The following is a 15896-nucleotide window of genomic DNA, read 5'->3' as shown; positions in this document are numbered from 1 at the left end:
GAAGGGCCACGATGACTCGCATGCGCTATGTCGTTACCGGCGGTACCGGGTTCATTGGTCGCCGCGTCGTGTCCGCTCTCGTCGACCGGGACGACGATCCCGAGGTGTTGGTGTTGGTGCGCCGCGAGTCGCTGTCGCGCTTCGAGCGCCTCGCCCAACGGTGGGGAGAGCGTGCCAAGCCCCTGGTCGGGGATCTCACCGCGCCGGGTCTCGGGCTGTCCCCCGACGCGATCGCCGAGCTGGGCGACGTCGACCACGTGGTGCACTGCGGTGCGGTCTACGACTTCACCGCCGACGACGAGACCCAGCGCGGCGCCAACGTCGAGGGCACCGGGGCGGTGATCGAGCTGGCCACCACGCTGGACGCCACGCTGCACCACGTGTCGTCGATCGCCGTGGCCGGCACCCATCCTGGCGAGTTCACCGAGGAGGACTTCGACGTCGCCCAGGAGCTGCCCACGCCGTACCACCAGACCAAGTTCGAGGCCGAGATGCTGGTGCGGGCCGCGCCCGGTCTGCGCAAGAGGATCTACCGCCCCGCCGCGGTGGTCGGTGACTCCCGAACCGGCGAGATGGACAAGGTCGACGGCCCCTACTACTTCTTCGGGCTGCTGGCCAAGCTCGCCGCGCTGCCGCGGTTCACGCCGATGATGCTGCCCGACACCGGACGCACCAACGTCGTGCCGGTGGACTACGTCGTCGACGCCCTCGTCGCGCTGATGCACGTCCCCGGCCGGGACGGTCAGACCTTCCACCTCACCTCACCGGAGACGATCGGGCTCGAGCAGCTCTATCGCGGGGTGGCCAGGACCGCCGGCCTGCCCGCACTGCGCGGCACCCTGCCCGGGTCGGTCGCCACGCCGTTCCTCAACGTCACCGGCCGCGCCAAGATCCTTCGCGACATGGCCGCGACACAGCTCGGCGTGCCCGCCGAGGTGCTCGACGTCGTGGACCTCGCACCCACCTTCATCACGGACAACACCCGAGAAGCATTGCAGGGAACCGGGATACGCGTCCCGGAGTTCGCGTCGTACGCACCCCGGCTGTGGAAGTACTGGGCCGAGCACCTCGATCCCGACCGGGCGCGCCGGAACGACCCGGCGGGCCCGCTGGTCGGCAGGCACGTCGTCATCACCGGCGCCTCCAGCGGCATCGGCCGGGCCTCGGCGATCGCCGTCGCCGAACGGGGTGCGACGGTCTTCGCACTGGCCCGCAACGGCGCGGCGCTCGACGACCTGATCGCCGAGATCCGCGAATTCGGCGGCAACGCCTACGCATTCACGTGCGACGTGACCGATTCGGCGTCGGTGGATCACACCGTCAAGGACATCCTCGGCCAGTTCGGCCACGTCGACTACCTGGTGAACAACGCCGGTCGTTCCATCCGCAGGTCGGTCTCGGCGTCCACCGACCGGTTGCACGACTACGAACGCGTCATGGCCGTCAACTACTTCGGCGCGGTACGCATGGTGCTCGCCCTGCTGCCGCACTGGCGGGAGCGCCGGTTCGGCCACGTCGTCAACGTCTCCAGTGCGGGCGTGCAGGCCGCCAGCCCGAAGTACAGCGCCTACGTGCCGAGCAAGGCGGCGCTGGACGCCTTCGCCGAGGTGGTCGGCACCGAGACCCTGTCCGATCACGTCACGTTCACCAGCATCCACATGCCCCTGGTGGCGACGCCGATGATCGCCCCGTCGCGCCGGCTGAACCCGGTGCCCCCGATCACCGCCGACCACGCCGCCGCCATGGTGGTGCGCGCACTGGTGGACAAACCCACCCGGATCGACACCCCGATGGGCACGCTGGCCGACGTCGGCACGTACTTCACGCCGAAGTTGTCGCGGCGCTTGCTGCACCAGCTGTACCTCGGCTACCCGGATTCGGCGGCAGCGCGGGGCGTATCGGCGCCGGCGGCGGAGGTGGGCGCCGAACGCTCGCCCCGGCGCCGGCCTCGGCGGCCGGCCCGCGCGGTGGCAGCGCGCTTGCGGGCACCCCGGCCGCTGAAGCGGGCGGTACGGCTGGTCCCGGGTGTGCACTGGTAGGTGGCCGGCCCTACCCTGAGCTCGTGAGTGAGCCCGTGACACGGTCGGTCGAGAAGCACAGTGGGCCGACGGGGCAACCCGTCTTCGCCGACGTCGACACCGGTGTCGACGACGCGATGGCACTGGCGTATCTGCTCGGCAGCGCCGACGCCGACGTCGTCGGCATCGCGTCCACCGCGGGCAACGTTCCCGTCGACCAGGTGTGCGCCAACAACCTCGGTCTGCTGGCGCTGTGTGGGGCGACCGGCATCCCGGTGTCCAAGGGTGCCGAGCGACCGCTGGCGATGCCGCTGCGCACGGCCGAGGACACGCACGGACCCGAGGGCCTCGGATATGCCCAATTGCCCACCGGGAGCGGTCGATTGACCGACTACGATGCGGCGACGGCGTGGGTCCGGGCAGCGCGCGCATACCCGGGTGAATTGATCGGTCTGGTCACCGGTCCACTGACGAACCTGGCACTGGCCATGCGCATCGAGCCGAGCCTGCCGAGACTGTTGCGACGGCTGGTCGTCATGGGTGGTGCGTTCGACTACCGGGGCAACACCACGCCCGTGGCCGAGTGGAACGTCAGCGTCGATCCCGAGGCCGGCTCCGAGGTGTTCACCGTGTGGAGCGCGGCCTGGGGCCTCGACACCCCGACGCACCTACCAATCGTGTTGGGCCTCAACCTGACCGAGCACGCTGCAATGACGCCGGCGATCCTCAGCCGGCTGGCGGCCGCGGCCGGGTCCCCGACGAGCCCGATGAGCGTGCTCGACGACCGCGGGTCGCGGTCGGCGGCGTCGAATCCCCTGATCCGGGTGCTCGAGGACGCGATGCGCTTCTACTTCGAGTTCCACTACGACCAGGGCGAGGGGTACCTGGCCCACCTGCACGATCCGCTGGCGGCCGCCGTGGCACTCGACCCGGATCTGGTGCGCTACCAGCAGGCGACCGTCGACGTCGAGCTGACGGGCACCCTGACCCGCGGGATGACCGTTGCCGATTGGCGTGGCCACTGGGGCCGAATTCCCAACGCGCACATCGGCGTCGAGGTGGACCCGGAAGCGTTCTTCGATCGGTTCATCGCACGGGTGGGGCCGTTCGCCGCCACGCTCGGCTGAGCCCACTCAGTCGTCGGTCACCACCAGCGTGACGTCGATGTTGCCCCTGGTGGCGTTGGAGTAGGGGCAGACCTGGTGGGCCTTGTCGACCAGCGCCTGGGCGGTGGCGTGGTCGACGTTGGGCAGGGTGATCTCCAACTCGACCGCGAGGCCGAACCCGCCATTGTCGAGCTGGCCGATCGACACCCGGGAGCCAACCGCCGAATCCGAGACGTCGGCCTTCTCCTGGCGGCCGACCATCCGCAGCGCGGAGTGGAAGCACGCGGCATAACCGATGGCGAACAGCTGCTCGGGATTGGTGCCGTCGCCGCTGCCACCCATCTCCTTCGGTATGGCGAGCTCGAGGTCCAGCCGACCGTCGGCGCTGCGGGCATGCCCGTCGCGGCCGTCACCGGTAGTCAGTGCCTCGGCGGTGTAGAGCGTCTTCATGCGATCTCCCTTCCTAGTGATGCGTTGAGCGCATCGGTGAGTTGCCGTACTGCGTCCCGCAATTCGGCGGCGTCATGTTCGGTCATGCCAGCGGCTGGGAACAGCCGCTCCGGGATGCACTGGGCACGGCTCTGGAGCTGACGTCCGGCGTCGGTCAGCGTGACGTCGACGAGGCGCTCGTCGACGTGCGACCGTTCGCGCCGGACCAGGCCGTTGGCCTCCAGCCTCTTCAGCAGCGGGGAGAGCGTCCCGGAGTCCAGGGCCAGACGCTCACCAAGCCGGCCGACGGTGAGGCGTTCGTCCTCCCAGAGCGCCAGCAGTACCAGGTACTGGGGGTAGGTGAGGTTCATCTCGGCCAGGATCGGGCGGTAGGCCGCGGTCATCGCTCGCGATGCCGAATACAGGGCGAAGCAGAGGTGTTGGTCGAGGCGCATCTTGGCCATGCCAAGACTATAGCTCACAATTCAATTGTGCACAATTGACTATTCGTAGACCCCCTCGAGGAACCATTGCCGCTGCCGGTAGCACAGCAGCATCGCCCGCTCGCCCCCGTCCGGTCGGCCACCCGGCCGCTCGATCAGCACCTGCACCCGTGCCGTACGACCGGACCTGCCCGAAGTTCCCGATTCCCACCACCTTTCGTCGACCGTCCACGGTCCGGCCCACCAGCTCAAACGTCCCGCCCGGCCGTCCCCGGCCAGCCGTACCGGGTCCGCGGAGAGCAGTCCCCGGCCGGTCACCCGCACCACGTTGCCCTCGGCGTCGAGCAGTTCGACGGGATCGTCGAGCAGCACCGACGGTGACGGTTCGGGCAACCGGCCCGGCCAGGGCTTGCCGGGGTCGGCCCGCGGCACGGCTTCGTCCCCCAGCGGCGTGAAGGTGATGCGCTCGGCGGGACCGCGACCGCCGCTGAGCACCGGCACCTGCACCGACTCCGGGCCGAGCAGCCCCTGCACCCGGACCAGCGCCCGCCTGGCGCGCAACCTGTCGTCGTCACCGGAGGAACCCCACAGCGGCAGCTGCAACGCCGCGGCCGACACCACCTCCACCGGATGCAACCGCAGCGTGGTGATCGCCGCGGTGGGCCGGTCCTCTGGGTTGCGCCGGTTCAACCATCCGTCGAGCTGCCAACGCACCCTGTCGGCCGTGGCGTCCTCGGTCAGTGGTTCGGCACACCGCCAGACCCGTTGCATCTCTTCGCCATTGGCGGTGACCGCATGGATCGCCAACCGCGTGCAGCCCACGCCCGCCGCCTCCAGGCTGCGGTGCAACTCACCGGCCAGTGACCGACCGGCGAAGGCTGCGGCGTCGACCCGATCCACCGGGGGATCGCAGTCCATCACGGCGTCGAGATCCGGTGGCGACTCCCGGCCCGACGGTCCGCGGGTCGGTTCGCCGCGGGCGAACCGGTGGGCGGTGATCGCGTCGGCGCCGAACCGGGAGGCCACGTCGGAGCGCGGCAGCGTCGCGAATTGACCGATGCTGCGAATTCCCATGCGCCACAACAGGTCGGCCAGGTCGTCCCGGCCGGGTGCGGCCAGGCTGGGTTCGGTGGCGAGTTGCCGGATGGACAGCGGAGCCAGGAAGGCGGCGTCTCCCCCGGGATCGACGATGCAACCGGCGCGTGCGGCGAACACCGCGGTGGGCAACTGGTCGGCGATGCCGACCTGACACTCCGCACCTGCCGCGGCGACCGCATCGACGAGCCGCTCCGAGGCGGCCTGCTCGGATCCGAAATAGCGGGCAGCCCCCCGCACCGGCAGCACCAGCAACCCCGGCCGCAGCACCTCCGCCCGCGGGACGACCTCGTCCACCGCAGCCGTCACGCCCTCGAAGTGCCTGGCATCGCGGCCGGGATCGGCGGTGGCGACGTGGACGTGCGGGCACCGCGCCTGAGCCTCCCTGCGACGCAGTCCCCTCCGCACCCCCGCCGAGCGCGCCGACGCCGAGCACGCGACGACCCGATTGGCCAGCGTGACCACGATGGGATCGGTCGCGGGCAGCCCGGCCCCGGCGGCCGCCGCCACCGCCGGCCAGTCCATGCACCAGATGGCCAACACCCTGCCGGGCACGTCATCCGCCCACTACGCGCGCACGTCCACCGGCCCGACCCGACGCCCTGGTCGCCACCCGCACCCGGCTGATCCGCCCGCATCCCGGCGTCGGCGCACCCGGACCCGCGCCCGTCACCTCGTATCCACAGACCCTGGACTCCAGCCGGGCCGACGCGCCGTGCCAGTCACCGTCGGTGACCACCAGGGTGCAGCCCTTCTGCCTGGCCCTGGCCGTCACGGCCCGTGCCCTCGTCGGTGCCACCGTCCGCCCCCCGAGGCCCAGCACCACGAGATCGAGCCCGTCCATCAACACCGCGGCGACCTCGACCGGATCGGTGCCGGGATCGGGAATCACCGCGAGCCGGCTCAGGTCGGCACCCATCTCGACGGCCGCCAGCAGACCCACGTCCGGCTGACCCACGATCGCCGCGTGCCCACCCGCCGCCGTCACCGCCGCCACCAATCTCAGGGGTAGCGATCGCGCTCCCGACAGCACGGCAACCGAGCCCCTCGGCAACGAATCCGGCAGGAGGTCGGCCAGCGAATCCGGGATCGGCAGCAAATTCTCCGAGGCCGGCAGCGCGGCCGCCGACGGCAGGATTCCGCGCCGGGCGGACCCGACCGAACCCGTCGTCCGTCCGGATACCTCGGCGATCTTGCGCCTGAGGTGTTCTACCTGTTCAGCGCGATTTCGAGCACCTACGGTCACACTCATGTCACACCCATCACCGCTGCCACGAGAGCATCTTCCGCACCATCCGACCCATCCCGTGTTCGAAAGTATGTTCGATGAAACGAGTAAACACTCACCCCCCGACACCGTCAAGCGGATCGAGCCGCCGAGCGGGCCGTCGGCAGCGCTACGCCGCCAGTGAAATGCCTGTGCGCCCGTTCAACCCGTGAGCTACAGTGCGGTCACCGGCACCCGCTTCGGAAAGGGACTGGTGCACGCGTCCCGTTCTCCAGGCCGTGCGGTCGCACTGGCGATTCACCGAAGGCATGCGTTGGCAACTCGGGGATTGGTAAAGGACGAGCATCATGAGGTCACAGCGTCTGACTCGCCGCATCGCGGCCTACGCGGGAGGCAGCGCCATCGTCGCGATGGTCGGCCTGACCGCGGCGTGCGGCGGCAGCTCGGAGAAGGCTCCGGAAACGTCGACCACCACGACCACCACCGCGCCGTCGTCGTCGCCCGCGCCCTCGGTGACGCCCACCGAGAAGTCGATCAACCCCACGGGCGGCAACCTGTTCACGCCTCCGGTGAAGGCCCCGCCCGCGCCGACGGCCATCCCTGGCGACAACTGACGGCACGCGGTCTCGAGGATCCATCACGGGGTCGCCGCACCACACCGACATGCCGTCACGCACCGTGACCGCGCCCCGAGCCAGGCGCACCAGTTCCTGGCCGTGGCTGCTGCCCGTCATCCTCGTCGTGGTGCTCGCACTCGCATCGGATCTGCGCATCACCCCGGGCGCCGGATACCCCGCCGCCATCGACGGCCCCTTCGCGTCGCTGCTAGCCGCATCGACGGACCTCGGTCCGGCTCGCGGTGACCACGTCCAGCTCACGGCGATGCTCACCCATCGACAGCGGCCCGACGCGCTGATCGGCTGGGCGGGCCAGCACGACCTCTCCGTGCGGTGGCGCACGAATGACGGCTGGGCCGTCGTCGAGGGCTCCCCCGAGGAGGTGGCCGATGCGTTCGGCGTCGAGGTGCACGACTACCGCGGCCAGCGCGGCCAGGAGTTCTACGCCTCCCCGCAACAGCCCCAGGTACCTGGGCAGCTCCGCGGCGAGGTCGCTCAGCTGGGCCGAATCCTCAGTTACACACCGCATTACGAGTCACGGCCCGACATCCTGCCACTGGACGTACCCAACCGGGGACTGACCCCCGATGCGCTGCTGAACACCTACAACGCCACGCCCATGGTCCGCGACGGGTTCACGGGCAAGGGCACCACGGTCGTCGTGTTCGCGTTCAACGGCTTCGCCCAGTCGGACCTGGACGCCTTCGCCAGGATGAGCGGGCTGCCCACGTTCACCCCCACCGTCGTCGGCGGCCCGCTGACCAAGCCGTCGGGCGAGACGACGATGGATCTGGAGGTCGTCCACGCGATCGCCCCGGACGCCAAGAAGGTGGTCGTCAACGCCCGCCCGACCGTCGAGGGGGAGGGCGCCTTCCAGAAGATCGGCCAGATGATGGAGGACACCGATCGCGAGTTCCCGGGCGCCATCTGGAGTCTGTCGATCGGCTGGGGTTGCGACAAGCTGCTGACCCCGGCGGACCTGGCCCCGGTGCGCTCTGCACTTGCGGCCGCCCAGGAGAACGGGACCACGGCCTTCAGCGCCAGCGGTGACCTCGCCGGGCTGGAGTGCAAGGGTGGCGACGACTGGGACTCCCCACCGGGACCGGCCGACGTCGGGCTGGATTCCGTTGCCTCCCTTCCCGAGATGACCAGCGTCGGCGGGACCACGCTGTCCACCGATGCACGCGGTGGGTGGCTGGCCGAGCAGGCCTGGTTCGACGTTCCGCTGTCGCAGGGCACCGGCGGCGGAGTGTCGGCGCTGTTCGGACTCCCGTCGTGGCAGCGCGTCGCGGCCGGTCAGATTGCCCCCAACCGCAACACGGGCATGCGGCTGACCCCGGACATCTCCGCGGTCGCCGACCCCTTCACCGGGGTGAGGATCGTGCTCGACGGAGCGGAGGTGGTCGGCGGCGGCACCTCGCAGTCGGCGCCCATCTGGGCCGGCCTGGCCGCGGTGATGACGCAGTATCTGAAGGCCAACGGCGGCAGCGAGATCGGCGACATCAATCCCCTGCTGTACCAGATGGCCCAGGGCGCGCCGCGCCCCGCATTCCGCGACGTCACCCTCGGCGGAAACGCCGTCGACATCGCGGGCCCCGGTTACGACCTGGTCAGCGGACTCGGCACACCCGACGTGGACAACCTCGCCAGAAACCTCCTCCTGTTCCAGAGGATTGCGCAATGACCACCGAACCCGACACCGAAGAACCCACCCCGGGCATGACCGAGTGCCGGGTGTGCCGGACCGCGGTCCCCGAGGGTGAGTACTGCGGCCTGTGCGGCCTGCCGTTGAAGGACCACGCCGCCAAGGGGCCGGACTGGCTGCGCGTACGGGCCTACAGCGCGTCGCCAGGGGAACACCTGCTGCGGCCCAACATCGTCAGCTCGCTGTTCCCCCACCTCGCGCCGAGCTCCCGCGTGCCGTTCATGGTGGGGCTGGGCGTGCTGTTGGCCGCGTTGATCGCCGCCACCCTGTTCCGGCTGCCCGCCGCTCTCATCACCGTTGCCGCCCTTGGCCTTCCGCTGCTGTTCCTCATCTACCTGCAGGAGTCCGACGTCTACGACGACGTCCCGACCGGCACCCTGGTCACGACGGCGGGGCTTGGCATCGGGCTCGGCGTCGGGTGGGTGTTGCTGACGGGGGCGATGATCGCGCAGGCCTACGACGTTGGGTTGGGCGTCGGCATCGCCGGATCGCGGGTGCTTCGCGACGGTCTCGGCGTGCCCATCGGCGGCCTGCTACTGATGCTGACCCCTGCGGTCCTGGTGCGCATGGTGCGGCCCGGGGAGCGGGAGTCGTTGGACGGCTTCGCCATTGGGGCACTCGGCGCGCTGATGTTCACCGCCGCCGCGCAGATGACGCGACTGGCCCCCCAGTTCAGCGGCGGCATGGTAGCCAGGGGCAGACCGATGAGCGGGCTGTTCGTCGAGGCGGGCATCCGCGGCATCGCCGTACCCCTGACCGCTGCCGCGGTGGGCGGGCTGATCGGCACGGCGCTCTGGTTCACCCGGCCGGAGAACAAGAAGCACCAGCACCGCAACTACGTACGCATCGCGCTGACGGTCTTCGCCCTGGCCGTGATGACCATGTACGGCCTGCTCGGCCTGGTGGACATCGCCCGGATGCCCCAGCTCCTGCAGTTGACCCTGCACCTGGTGGTCGCCGCGGCCGCCCTGCTCGCGTTGCGCGTCGGCCTGCACCTGGCCCTACTGCACGAGGCCCACGACGAGATCCTCTCCGACGAGCCGCTGCTGTGCCCGCACTGCGGTCACGTCGTACCGGACATGGCCTTCTGCGTCGCATGCGGGGCCGCCACCAGGGCGTCCTCGCGCAAGTCCCGCCAGACCCGCCGCGACACCCGACCCGTACGCACCGACGTCGACCCGCCGCCGGGGAGCGAGCCGTCGTGACCACGGTCGTCCAGGGCTACTCGACGCATGCGGGCACCTACACCGTGCCCGCCATTCCCAAGACCTCGCATCGACGCCTGCTCGTCGTCTGGGTGGCCGCCATCGGATTGGTTGCCGCCGGCCTGGTGGCGATGTCCGGCGCGCTGGAGAAGCCGTCGGCGCGCTACGTCTGCCCGCCCGATTGCGGCCGGCCGCCGATGGGCGATCCGGTGACCGTCAACCCACGGTTCACCGCGGCCGACGGATCCTTCACCGTGGCCTATCCCGCCGAGGGATCGGCCTACAAGGTCACCCCCAGTGACACCGGCATCACCGCCGATCTGCTGGCCGGTGACGGCGGGACGATGCGCCTGTTCAGCCAGCCCGCCAGGGGTCGCCCGCCCCGCCAAATCGCCAACGAGCTGGTCAAGTCGACCTTTCCGGACACCAAGATGGCCTACGAGATCCCCAACGCGATGGTCGGCTATCAGCCGGGATACGGCATGGTGGCCGACTGCTGGCCGCAGGGCTCCAACGCCAGCTATTCGCGGATGCGGTTGGTGGTCCTGGTGGCGGTGAAGAACGACCTCGCGCTGGTCGCGGGTGCCGTCGGGCCCTATCACCCCTTCGGCCCGGACTTCGGTTCCGGCAAGCCGTCGGCGGCCAACCTCCAATTGGCCCTCGACATGGGCAAATACGTCAACAGCTTCGCCTGGCGCGGCGACCCGCTGCACTGACCGTCCACTCCTCTGATGTGGCGTGAACCTCACACGTTCAAATGGTGACATTGACAAATGTCACCAATCGCTGCTGTACTCGCGTTGTGACGACCGACACCATGCCAGCCCGGGGCTCCCTGCGATCGCGCGGTGCCGCCGCGGTGAGCGGAGTGACGCTGCGACAACTCAGTGCGGTCCTACCGCCCGAACGCGCCTGGGGACTGTGGGCCTCGCGCCGCATCGTGTCGCGGATCATGGACTCCTTCGGCCCCTCCCTGGCCGGCACCGAGGTGGAGAAGGTCGACGTCCGGCTGCGCGGCGGCGGACGCGTCGTCGGTGAGTGGGTGCGCGGAGCCGGGGTGAGCTCGACCGGGGATGCCTGCGTGTACTTCCTGCACGGCAGCGGATTCGCCCTCTGCTCCCCACGTACCCACCGCAGGCTGACCGCCTGGCTCTCGCGGCTGACCGGGCTGCCGGTCTTCTGCGTCGACTACCGGCTGGCGCCGCGCCACCGCTTTCCCGCCGCGGCGGTGGACGTGCGTGCCGGGTGGGAGTGGCTGTGCACCGAGAAGGGGTTCGCCCCAGGGCGCGTCGTCGTCGCCGGCGACTCCGCGGGCGGCCACCTCGCCGTGGACCTCTTGCTACAACCGGACGTGGCCCACCCCGCCGCGGTGGCCCTGTTCTCCCCGCTGATCGACCTGACCTTCGGATTGGCCCGCGCCCGCGAGGCACTGCGCCGCGACCCGGCCATCCGAGCTTCCGACGCCCGCCGACTCGTCGAGTTGTATTGCACGGGAGCCGATCTCGCCCACCCGCGGCTGACCCTCGACGTCGCAGGCGGACGACGGATGCCGCCGACGCTGATCCAGGCCGGTGGCGGGGAGATGCTGGTCGCCGACGCCCGCAAGCTCGCGGCCGACATCGCCGCCGCCGGCGGGTCGGTGGACCTCGAGGTCTGGCCCGACCAGGTGCATGTCTTCCAAGCGCTGCCCCGCCTGACGCCGGAGGCCGCCCCCGCGATGCGGCGGGTGTCGGCGTTCCTCACCGGGGCGTTGCAGGACGACGGAATTCGGCGGGTCGGATGAACCTCTTCGGATCCTCACCCAAGCACAGCCACGGCGCGGCCGCCGTCGTCACCGGTGCGGGCAGCGGCATCGGCGCGGCCTTCGCGACCGAGCTCGGTCGCCGCGGCGGACGGATCGTGTGCAGTGACGTCGACGAGGGGTCGTCACGTGCCACGGCAGCGGCCATCGTCGCCGCAGGCGGCCACGCCACGTCCGTCCACTGCGACGTGTCCCGGCTCGAGGACGTCGAAGGGCTTGCCGCCCAAGCCCAGTCGTGGCTCGGCGGCGCACCGACCCTGGTGATCAACAACGCCGGTGTCGGCGCCGGCGGTGCCCCGATCGGTGAGATCGCCATCGAGGACTGGACGTGGGTCCTCGGCATCAACCTCTGGGGCCCGATTCACGGCTGCCATGTCTTCACACCGATCCTGCGCGACGCCGGGGTGCGGGCCGGCATCATCAACGTCGCGTCCGCCGCCGCGTTCGGCGCTGCGCCGGGAATGGCCGCCTACAACGTCAGCAAGGCCGGTGTGCTGTCGCTGTCGGAGACGCTGGCCGCCGAACTGTCCGGCACCGGCATCGACGTCACGGTGCTCTGCCCCACCTTCGTCAAGACCAACATCCTCGTCTCCGGCGAGAAGTCCGGCGCCATCTCGGCCCGCTCCTCTCAGCTGGCCGACCGCCTGATGCGCTGGACCGGCTTCTCCCCCGAGCGCGTCGCCAAGACCTGCCTGGACACCAACGACCGTGGCGGCCTGTACTGCATGCCGCAGCCCGATGCCCGGATCGGCTGGGGCATCAAGCGTTTCACCCCGACGGTCTACACCCGCGCCGCGGGACTGACCAACCGCGTCACCAACTAGGAGGCTCGACATGGCAATCGACATGGACGCAATGCTCGCCAAGATCAAGGACCGGCAGTGGGCCTTGGCCGACATCGACTGGGACGCACCGGGAGCCGAGACCATCAGCGACGAGTTCCGGCCCAAGCTCAAGGCATTCATGGCCGACCTGTGCTGGATCGAGAACGTCGGCGCCCGCGGCTTCGCCGCCCTGGCCAAGAAGGCACCGACGCCGACCCTTGCCGAGATCTACCGCTACTTCCACGCCGAGGAACAGCGCCACGCCAACGCCGAACTCGCCCTGATGAAGCGCTGGGGCATGCTCGACGGCGGGGAGATGCCCGAGCCGAACGTCAACATTCGGCTGGCCATCGAATGGCTGGACCGCTACTCCGACGAGATGTCGCTGTCGGTGCTCGGCACCGTCATCCCGATGCTCGAGGTGGCGCTGGACGGCGCGCTGCTGAAGTTCCTGCTCGACGAGGTCGACGATCCGGTCTGCCACCAGGTGTTCGAGAAGATCAACAACGACGAGTCCCGGCACATCGCCGTCGACTTCGAGGTGCTCAACATGATCGGGCACGCCAAGGCCCGCAAGCTGGCCGTCGACTTCGTCGGCGGCCTGGCCAGCCCGGGGCTGATCATCGGCATGATCATGTACGTTCCGCTGCTCAATCGGATGCGCAACAACATCGTCGACATGGGCCTTGAACCCGAGCGCCTGTACAAGGCCATGATGCGGTTCAAGGAACTCGGCGGCCGCGCCGAATACACCTGGCGCGTACCGACGTATCAGATGCTCAAGCTGCACGCCCGCATGGTGGTCAAGCCCGACAACCCGTACCACTGGATCGCCAACCCGATGGTGTGGGCGTCGGACCGCTACCCGAGGCGGCTGCTCAAGCCCATCCCGTCCTGGTTCAAGGAACTCACCCACGAGCCGGCAGCCTGACGTGACCGAAACCGATCCTCGCGTCTACGACACCCTCATCGTCGGCACCGGCTTCACCGGTATCGGCGCGGCCATCAAGCTGACCCAGGCCGGGGTCGAGGACCTCGTCATCGTCGAACGTGACCAACGCGTCGGCGGAACGTGGCGCGACAACACCTATCCCGGTGCGGCATGCGACATTCCGTCGCTGCTGTACTCGTTCTCGTTCGTCGCCAACCCCACGTGGTCGCGCGCGTACTCACCGGCCGACGAGATCCGCCGGCACATCGAGGACATGGTGGACCGCTTCGACCTGCGGCGCCGGATCCACTTCGGCGTCGAGGTCGACGGGCTGTCGTTCGACGAGGCCGCGGGCGTATGGGACGTCTCGACGACCGGTGGCACGACCTACCGCGCCCGCACCGTCGTACTCGCCTCCGGGCCGCTGCCCGACCACACGTGGCCCGACGTCCGGGGCCTCGACACCTACGAGGGGCACAAGATCCACAGCGCCCGCTGGGATCACGACTACGACTTCACCGGCAAGCGGGTCGCCGTCATCGGCACCGGTGCCAGCGCCGTGCAGATCGTCCCGAAACTGGTCGAGCAGGCCGGGTTCGTCAAGGTCTTCCAGCGCACCCCGGGCTGGGTGATCCCCCGCTTCGACGTCGCCACCCCTGGCCGCGCACAGCAGCTGTTCACCAGGTTGCCTGCGGCGCAACGCCTTGCCCGCGAGGCCTTGTTCTGGGGCCACGAGGCCAGCGCGACGGCGCTGGTGTGGAAGTCCCCGCTGAACTCGGTGGTGGCCCGCATCGGCAAGGCCCATCTCAAGCGGCAGGTCAAGGACCCGTGGCTACGCCGTCAGCTGACGCCGGACTTCACTCCCGGGTGCAAGCGCATGCTGGTGTCCAATGACTACTACCCGGCCCTGCAGCGCGAGAACTGCAAGCTCATCGACTGGCCCATCGCGACGATGAGCCCCGTCGGCATCCGCACCAGTGACGGCATCGAACACCATCTGGATTGCATCGTGTTCGCCACCGGGTACGACGTGCACCTGACCGGTCCGCCGTATCCGGTGACCGGGCTCGGGGGCCGGTCGCTGGCCGACGAGTGGGCCGGCGGCGCGCAGGCCTACAAGAGCATCAACGCCAGCGGCTATCCCAACCTGTTCTTCATGACCGGTCCGAACTCGGGCCCCGGGCACAACTCGCTGCTGGTGTTCGTTGAGGGCCAGATCGACTACGCCGTCGCCGGCATCACCACGATCCTGCGCGAGGACCTGCGCTATCTCGACGTGCGGGCCGACGTCCAGCGGCGTCACAACGAGCGGTTGCAGCAGCGCTTGACCAAGACGACGTGGATGAGCGGTTGCAGCAGCTGGTACCTCACGGCGGACGGATTCAACGCGTCCATGTACCCGGGCTTCGCAACGCAGTATCTTCGACAGATGCGTGACTTCCAGTTCGGTGACTACGAGGCCGCGGCCGCGGGGAGCGCTCCAGATGGAGTCGCCGGCCACGCGCCTGCCATCGTGGGCACCCGTTCGTCGGCCTGACATGCCGCCGGCCAAGCCGCCACGGCAACAAGCCGGCGCCATATCGACGATCCTCGCCGGGCTGAGACGCGCACCCCGTCAGATCCGGCGGGGTTCGCGCGACGTCATCGAGAACGCGGTGTCGCAGCTGTTCGACGCCGCCGTGCAGCCGCACGGCATTGCGGCCTCTGGTGAGTACCGCATCGAGGAGCTGGCGCGTCTGGCCGGCACCACGACCCGCAACATCCGGGTCTACCGGGACCGCGGCCTGCTGCATCCGCCGCTGCGGGTCGGGCGCATCGCACTGTTCAACGACACGCACCTCACCCGGCTGCGGCTGATCACCTCGATGCTGGACCGCGGCTACAACATTGCCCACGTGCACGAGATGCTCAGCGCCTGGGAGGAGGGCAAGAACCTCGGCGACATGTTGGGGCTGGAGTCGGCGATCGCCGGCAGCTGGGCGTCGGAGAAACCCGACCGCATGTCCGTGGCCGACGCCAGGCGACTCATCGACGACGACACGGGCTTCGACCGCATGGTTGGCCTCGGCGTCATCACCGTCGACGGCGACGAGGCAACGGTGGTGCGGCCCAAGCTGATCGAGGCCTTCAACGAGATCAGGCAGTACGGCGTCAGTACCGACACGCTCATCGACATCCACGAGCAGACGGCCCCGCTCATCGACGAGATCAGCGGCATCCTGGTGCGTGCCGGCGTCGAGCACGTGATGACCCGCATCAACCCCGGCGCGGCGCTGCCCCCCGACACCGAAGTGGCCGAACTGATCACGATGCTGGTGCGGTTCCGCACCCAGGCGCTGGCCGCGGTGTCGGCGACGTTGGCGTTCTCGATCGAGAGCACCATCGAGTCCGTCGTGACTCAGATCCTCGGCGAGCTCATCGAGAAGTCGGCCGACTCGACCGAAGCCGACACACCGACCGCCGAGCAGACGTAGACGGCCCTCGATTGGCGGGA

At 69.6% G+C, this 15896-nt stretch carries 15 protein-coding genes; 11 read left to right on the top strand and 4 right to left on the bottom strand.

Features of this window, described 5'->3' with window-relative positions:
* The first annotated feature begins 20 nt into the window (after window positions 1-20).
* Both SBI80_RS02335 and SBI80_RS02330 read left to right on the top strand, forming a co-directional pair.
* Window positions 21-2039 carry an SDR family oxidoreductase gene (locus SBI80_RS02335; RefSeq protein ID WP_318972811.1) on the top strand — a complete coding sequence of 673 codons (2019 nt, stop codon included), beginning with the start codon at window positions 21-23 and terminating at the stop codon, window positions 2037-2039.
* Between the two features lie 23 nt (window positions 2040-2062).
* On the top strand, window positions 2063-3145 hold the full coding sequence (locus SBI80_RS02330; protein ID WP_318972810.1) for a nucleoside hydrolase: 1083 nt from the start codon (window positions 2063-2065) through the stop codon (window positions 3143-3145).
* A gap of 6 nt (window positions 3146-3151) precedes the next feature.
* Here the strand turns inward: SBI80_RS02330 and SBI80_RS02325 are convergent, their stop codons facing one another.
* Genes SBI80_RS02325 through SBI80_RS02310 form a run of 4 tightly spaced genes read right to left on the bottom strand, consistent with a single transcriptional unit; the run spans window position 3152 to window position 6343 of the window.
* Window positions 3152-3574 carry an organic hydroperoxide resistance protein gene (locus SBI80_RS02325; protein WP_318972809.1) on the bottom strand — a complete coding sequence of 141 codons (423 nt, stop codon included), beginning with the start codon at window positions 3572-3574 and terminating at the stop codon, window positions 3152-3154.
* On the bottom strand, window positions 3571-4017 hold the full coding sequence (locus tag SBI80_RS02320; RefSeq protein WP_318972808.1) for a MarR family winged helix-turn-helix transcriptional regulator: 447 nt from the start codon (window positions 4015-4017) through the stop codon (window positions 3571-3573). Before SBI80_RS02320 ends, SBI80_RS02325 begins: the two co-directional genes overlap by 4 nt.
* 39 nt (window positions 4018-4056) lie before the next feature.
* Window positions 4057-5616: a DNA polymerase Y family protein gene (locus SBI80_RS02315; RefSeq protein WP_318973648.1), complete on the bottom strand. Its 1560-nt coding sequence runs from the start codon at window positions 5614-5616 to the stop codon at window positions 4057-4059.
* Window positions 5617-5647: 31 nt separating this feature from the next.
* Complete coding sequence (locus SBI80_RS02310) at window positions 5648-6343, bottom strand: DnaE2-dependent mutagenesis accessory factor ImuA' (RefSeq protein WP_318972807.1); 696 nt, start codon at window positions 6341-6343, stop codon at window positions 5648-5650.
* Window positions 6344-6666: 323 nt separating this feature from the next.
* On the opposite strand from SBI80_RS02310, the gene SBI80_RS02305 reads away from it, so the two are divergent.
* From SBI80_RS02305 to SBI80_RS02265, 9 genes are all read left to right on the top strand, one after another.
* The gene (locus tag SBI80_RS02305; RefSeq protein WP_318972806.1) at window positions 6667-6933 is read left to right on the top strand and encodes a hypothetical protein; all 267 of its coding nucleotides are present in this window, start codon (window positions 6667-6669) and stop codon (window positions 6931-6933) included.
* Window positions 6934-7060: 127 nt separating this feature from the next.
* Window positions 7061-8620, top strand: coding sequence for a S53 family peptidase (locus tag SBI80_RS02300; protein ID WP_318973647.1), 1560 nt, complete (start codon window positions 7061-7063; stop codon window positions 8618-8620).
* A complete protein-coding gene (locus tag SBI80_RS02295) occupies window positions 8617-9846 on the top strand; it encodes a zinc ribbon domain-containing protein (protein WP_318972805.1) in 1230 nt (409 codons plus the stop codon). The genes SBI80_RS02300 and SBI80_RS02295 overlap by 4 nt, the downstream gene beginning before the upstream one ends.
* Window positions 9843-10562: a hypothetical protein gene (locus SBI80_RS02290; RefSeq protein ID WP_318972804.1), complete on the top strand. Its 720-nt coding sequence runs from the start codon at window positions 9843-9845 to the stop codon at window positions 10560-10562. The genes SBI80_RS02295 and SBI80_RS02290 overlap by 4 nt, the downstream gene beginning before the upstream one ends.
* Window positions 10563-10663: 101 nt before the next feature.
* A complete protein-coding gene (locus tag SBI80_RS02285) occupies window positions 10664-11629 on the top strand; it encodes an alpha/beta hydrolase (protein ID WP_318973646.1) in 966 nt (321 codons plus the stop codon).
* Window positions 11626-12471, top strand: a complete 846-nt coding sequence (locus tag SBI80_RS02280; RefSeq protein ID WP_318972803.1) for an SDR family NAD(P)-dependent oxidoreductase — start codon at window positions 11626-11628, stop codon at window positions 12469-12471. The genes SBI80_RS02285 and SBI80_RS02280 overlap by 4 nt, the downstream gene beginning before the upstream one ends.
* A 10-nt stretch (window positions 12472-12481) precedes the next feature.
* Window positions 12482-13402, top strand: a complete 921-nt coding sequence (locus tag SBI80_RS02275; protein ID WP_318972802.1) for a ferritin-like domain-containing protein — start codon at window positions 12482-12484, stop codon at window positions 13400-13402.
* A gap of 1 nt (window position 13403) precedes the next feature.
* Window positions 13404-14939 carry a flavin-containing monooxygenase gene (locus SBI80_RS02270; RefSeq protein WP_318972801.1) on the top strand — a complete coding sequence of 512 codons (1536 nt, stop codon included), beginning with the start codon at window positions 13404-13406 and terminating at the stop codon, window positions 14937-14939.
* 1 nt (window position 14940) lies between these two features.
* A complete protein-coding gene (locus SBI80_RS02265; protein WP_318972800.1) occupies window positions 14941-15876 on the top strand; it encodes a MerR family transcriptional regulator in 936 nt (311 codons plus the stop codon).
* Window positions 15877-15896 lie beyond the last annotated feature (20 nt).

Source organism: Mycolicibacterium sichuanense, from assembly GCF_033741125.1.
Classification (GTDB): Bacteria; Actinomycetota; Actinomycetes; order Mycobacteriales; family Mycobacteriaceae; genus Mycobacterium.
Note: the sequence above shows the minus strand (reverse complement) of the source record. Positions and strands in the feature narration are given on the sequence as shown.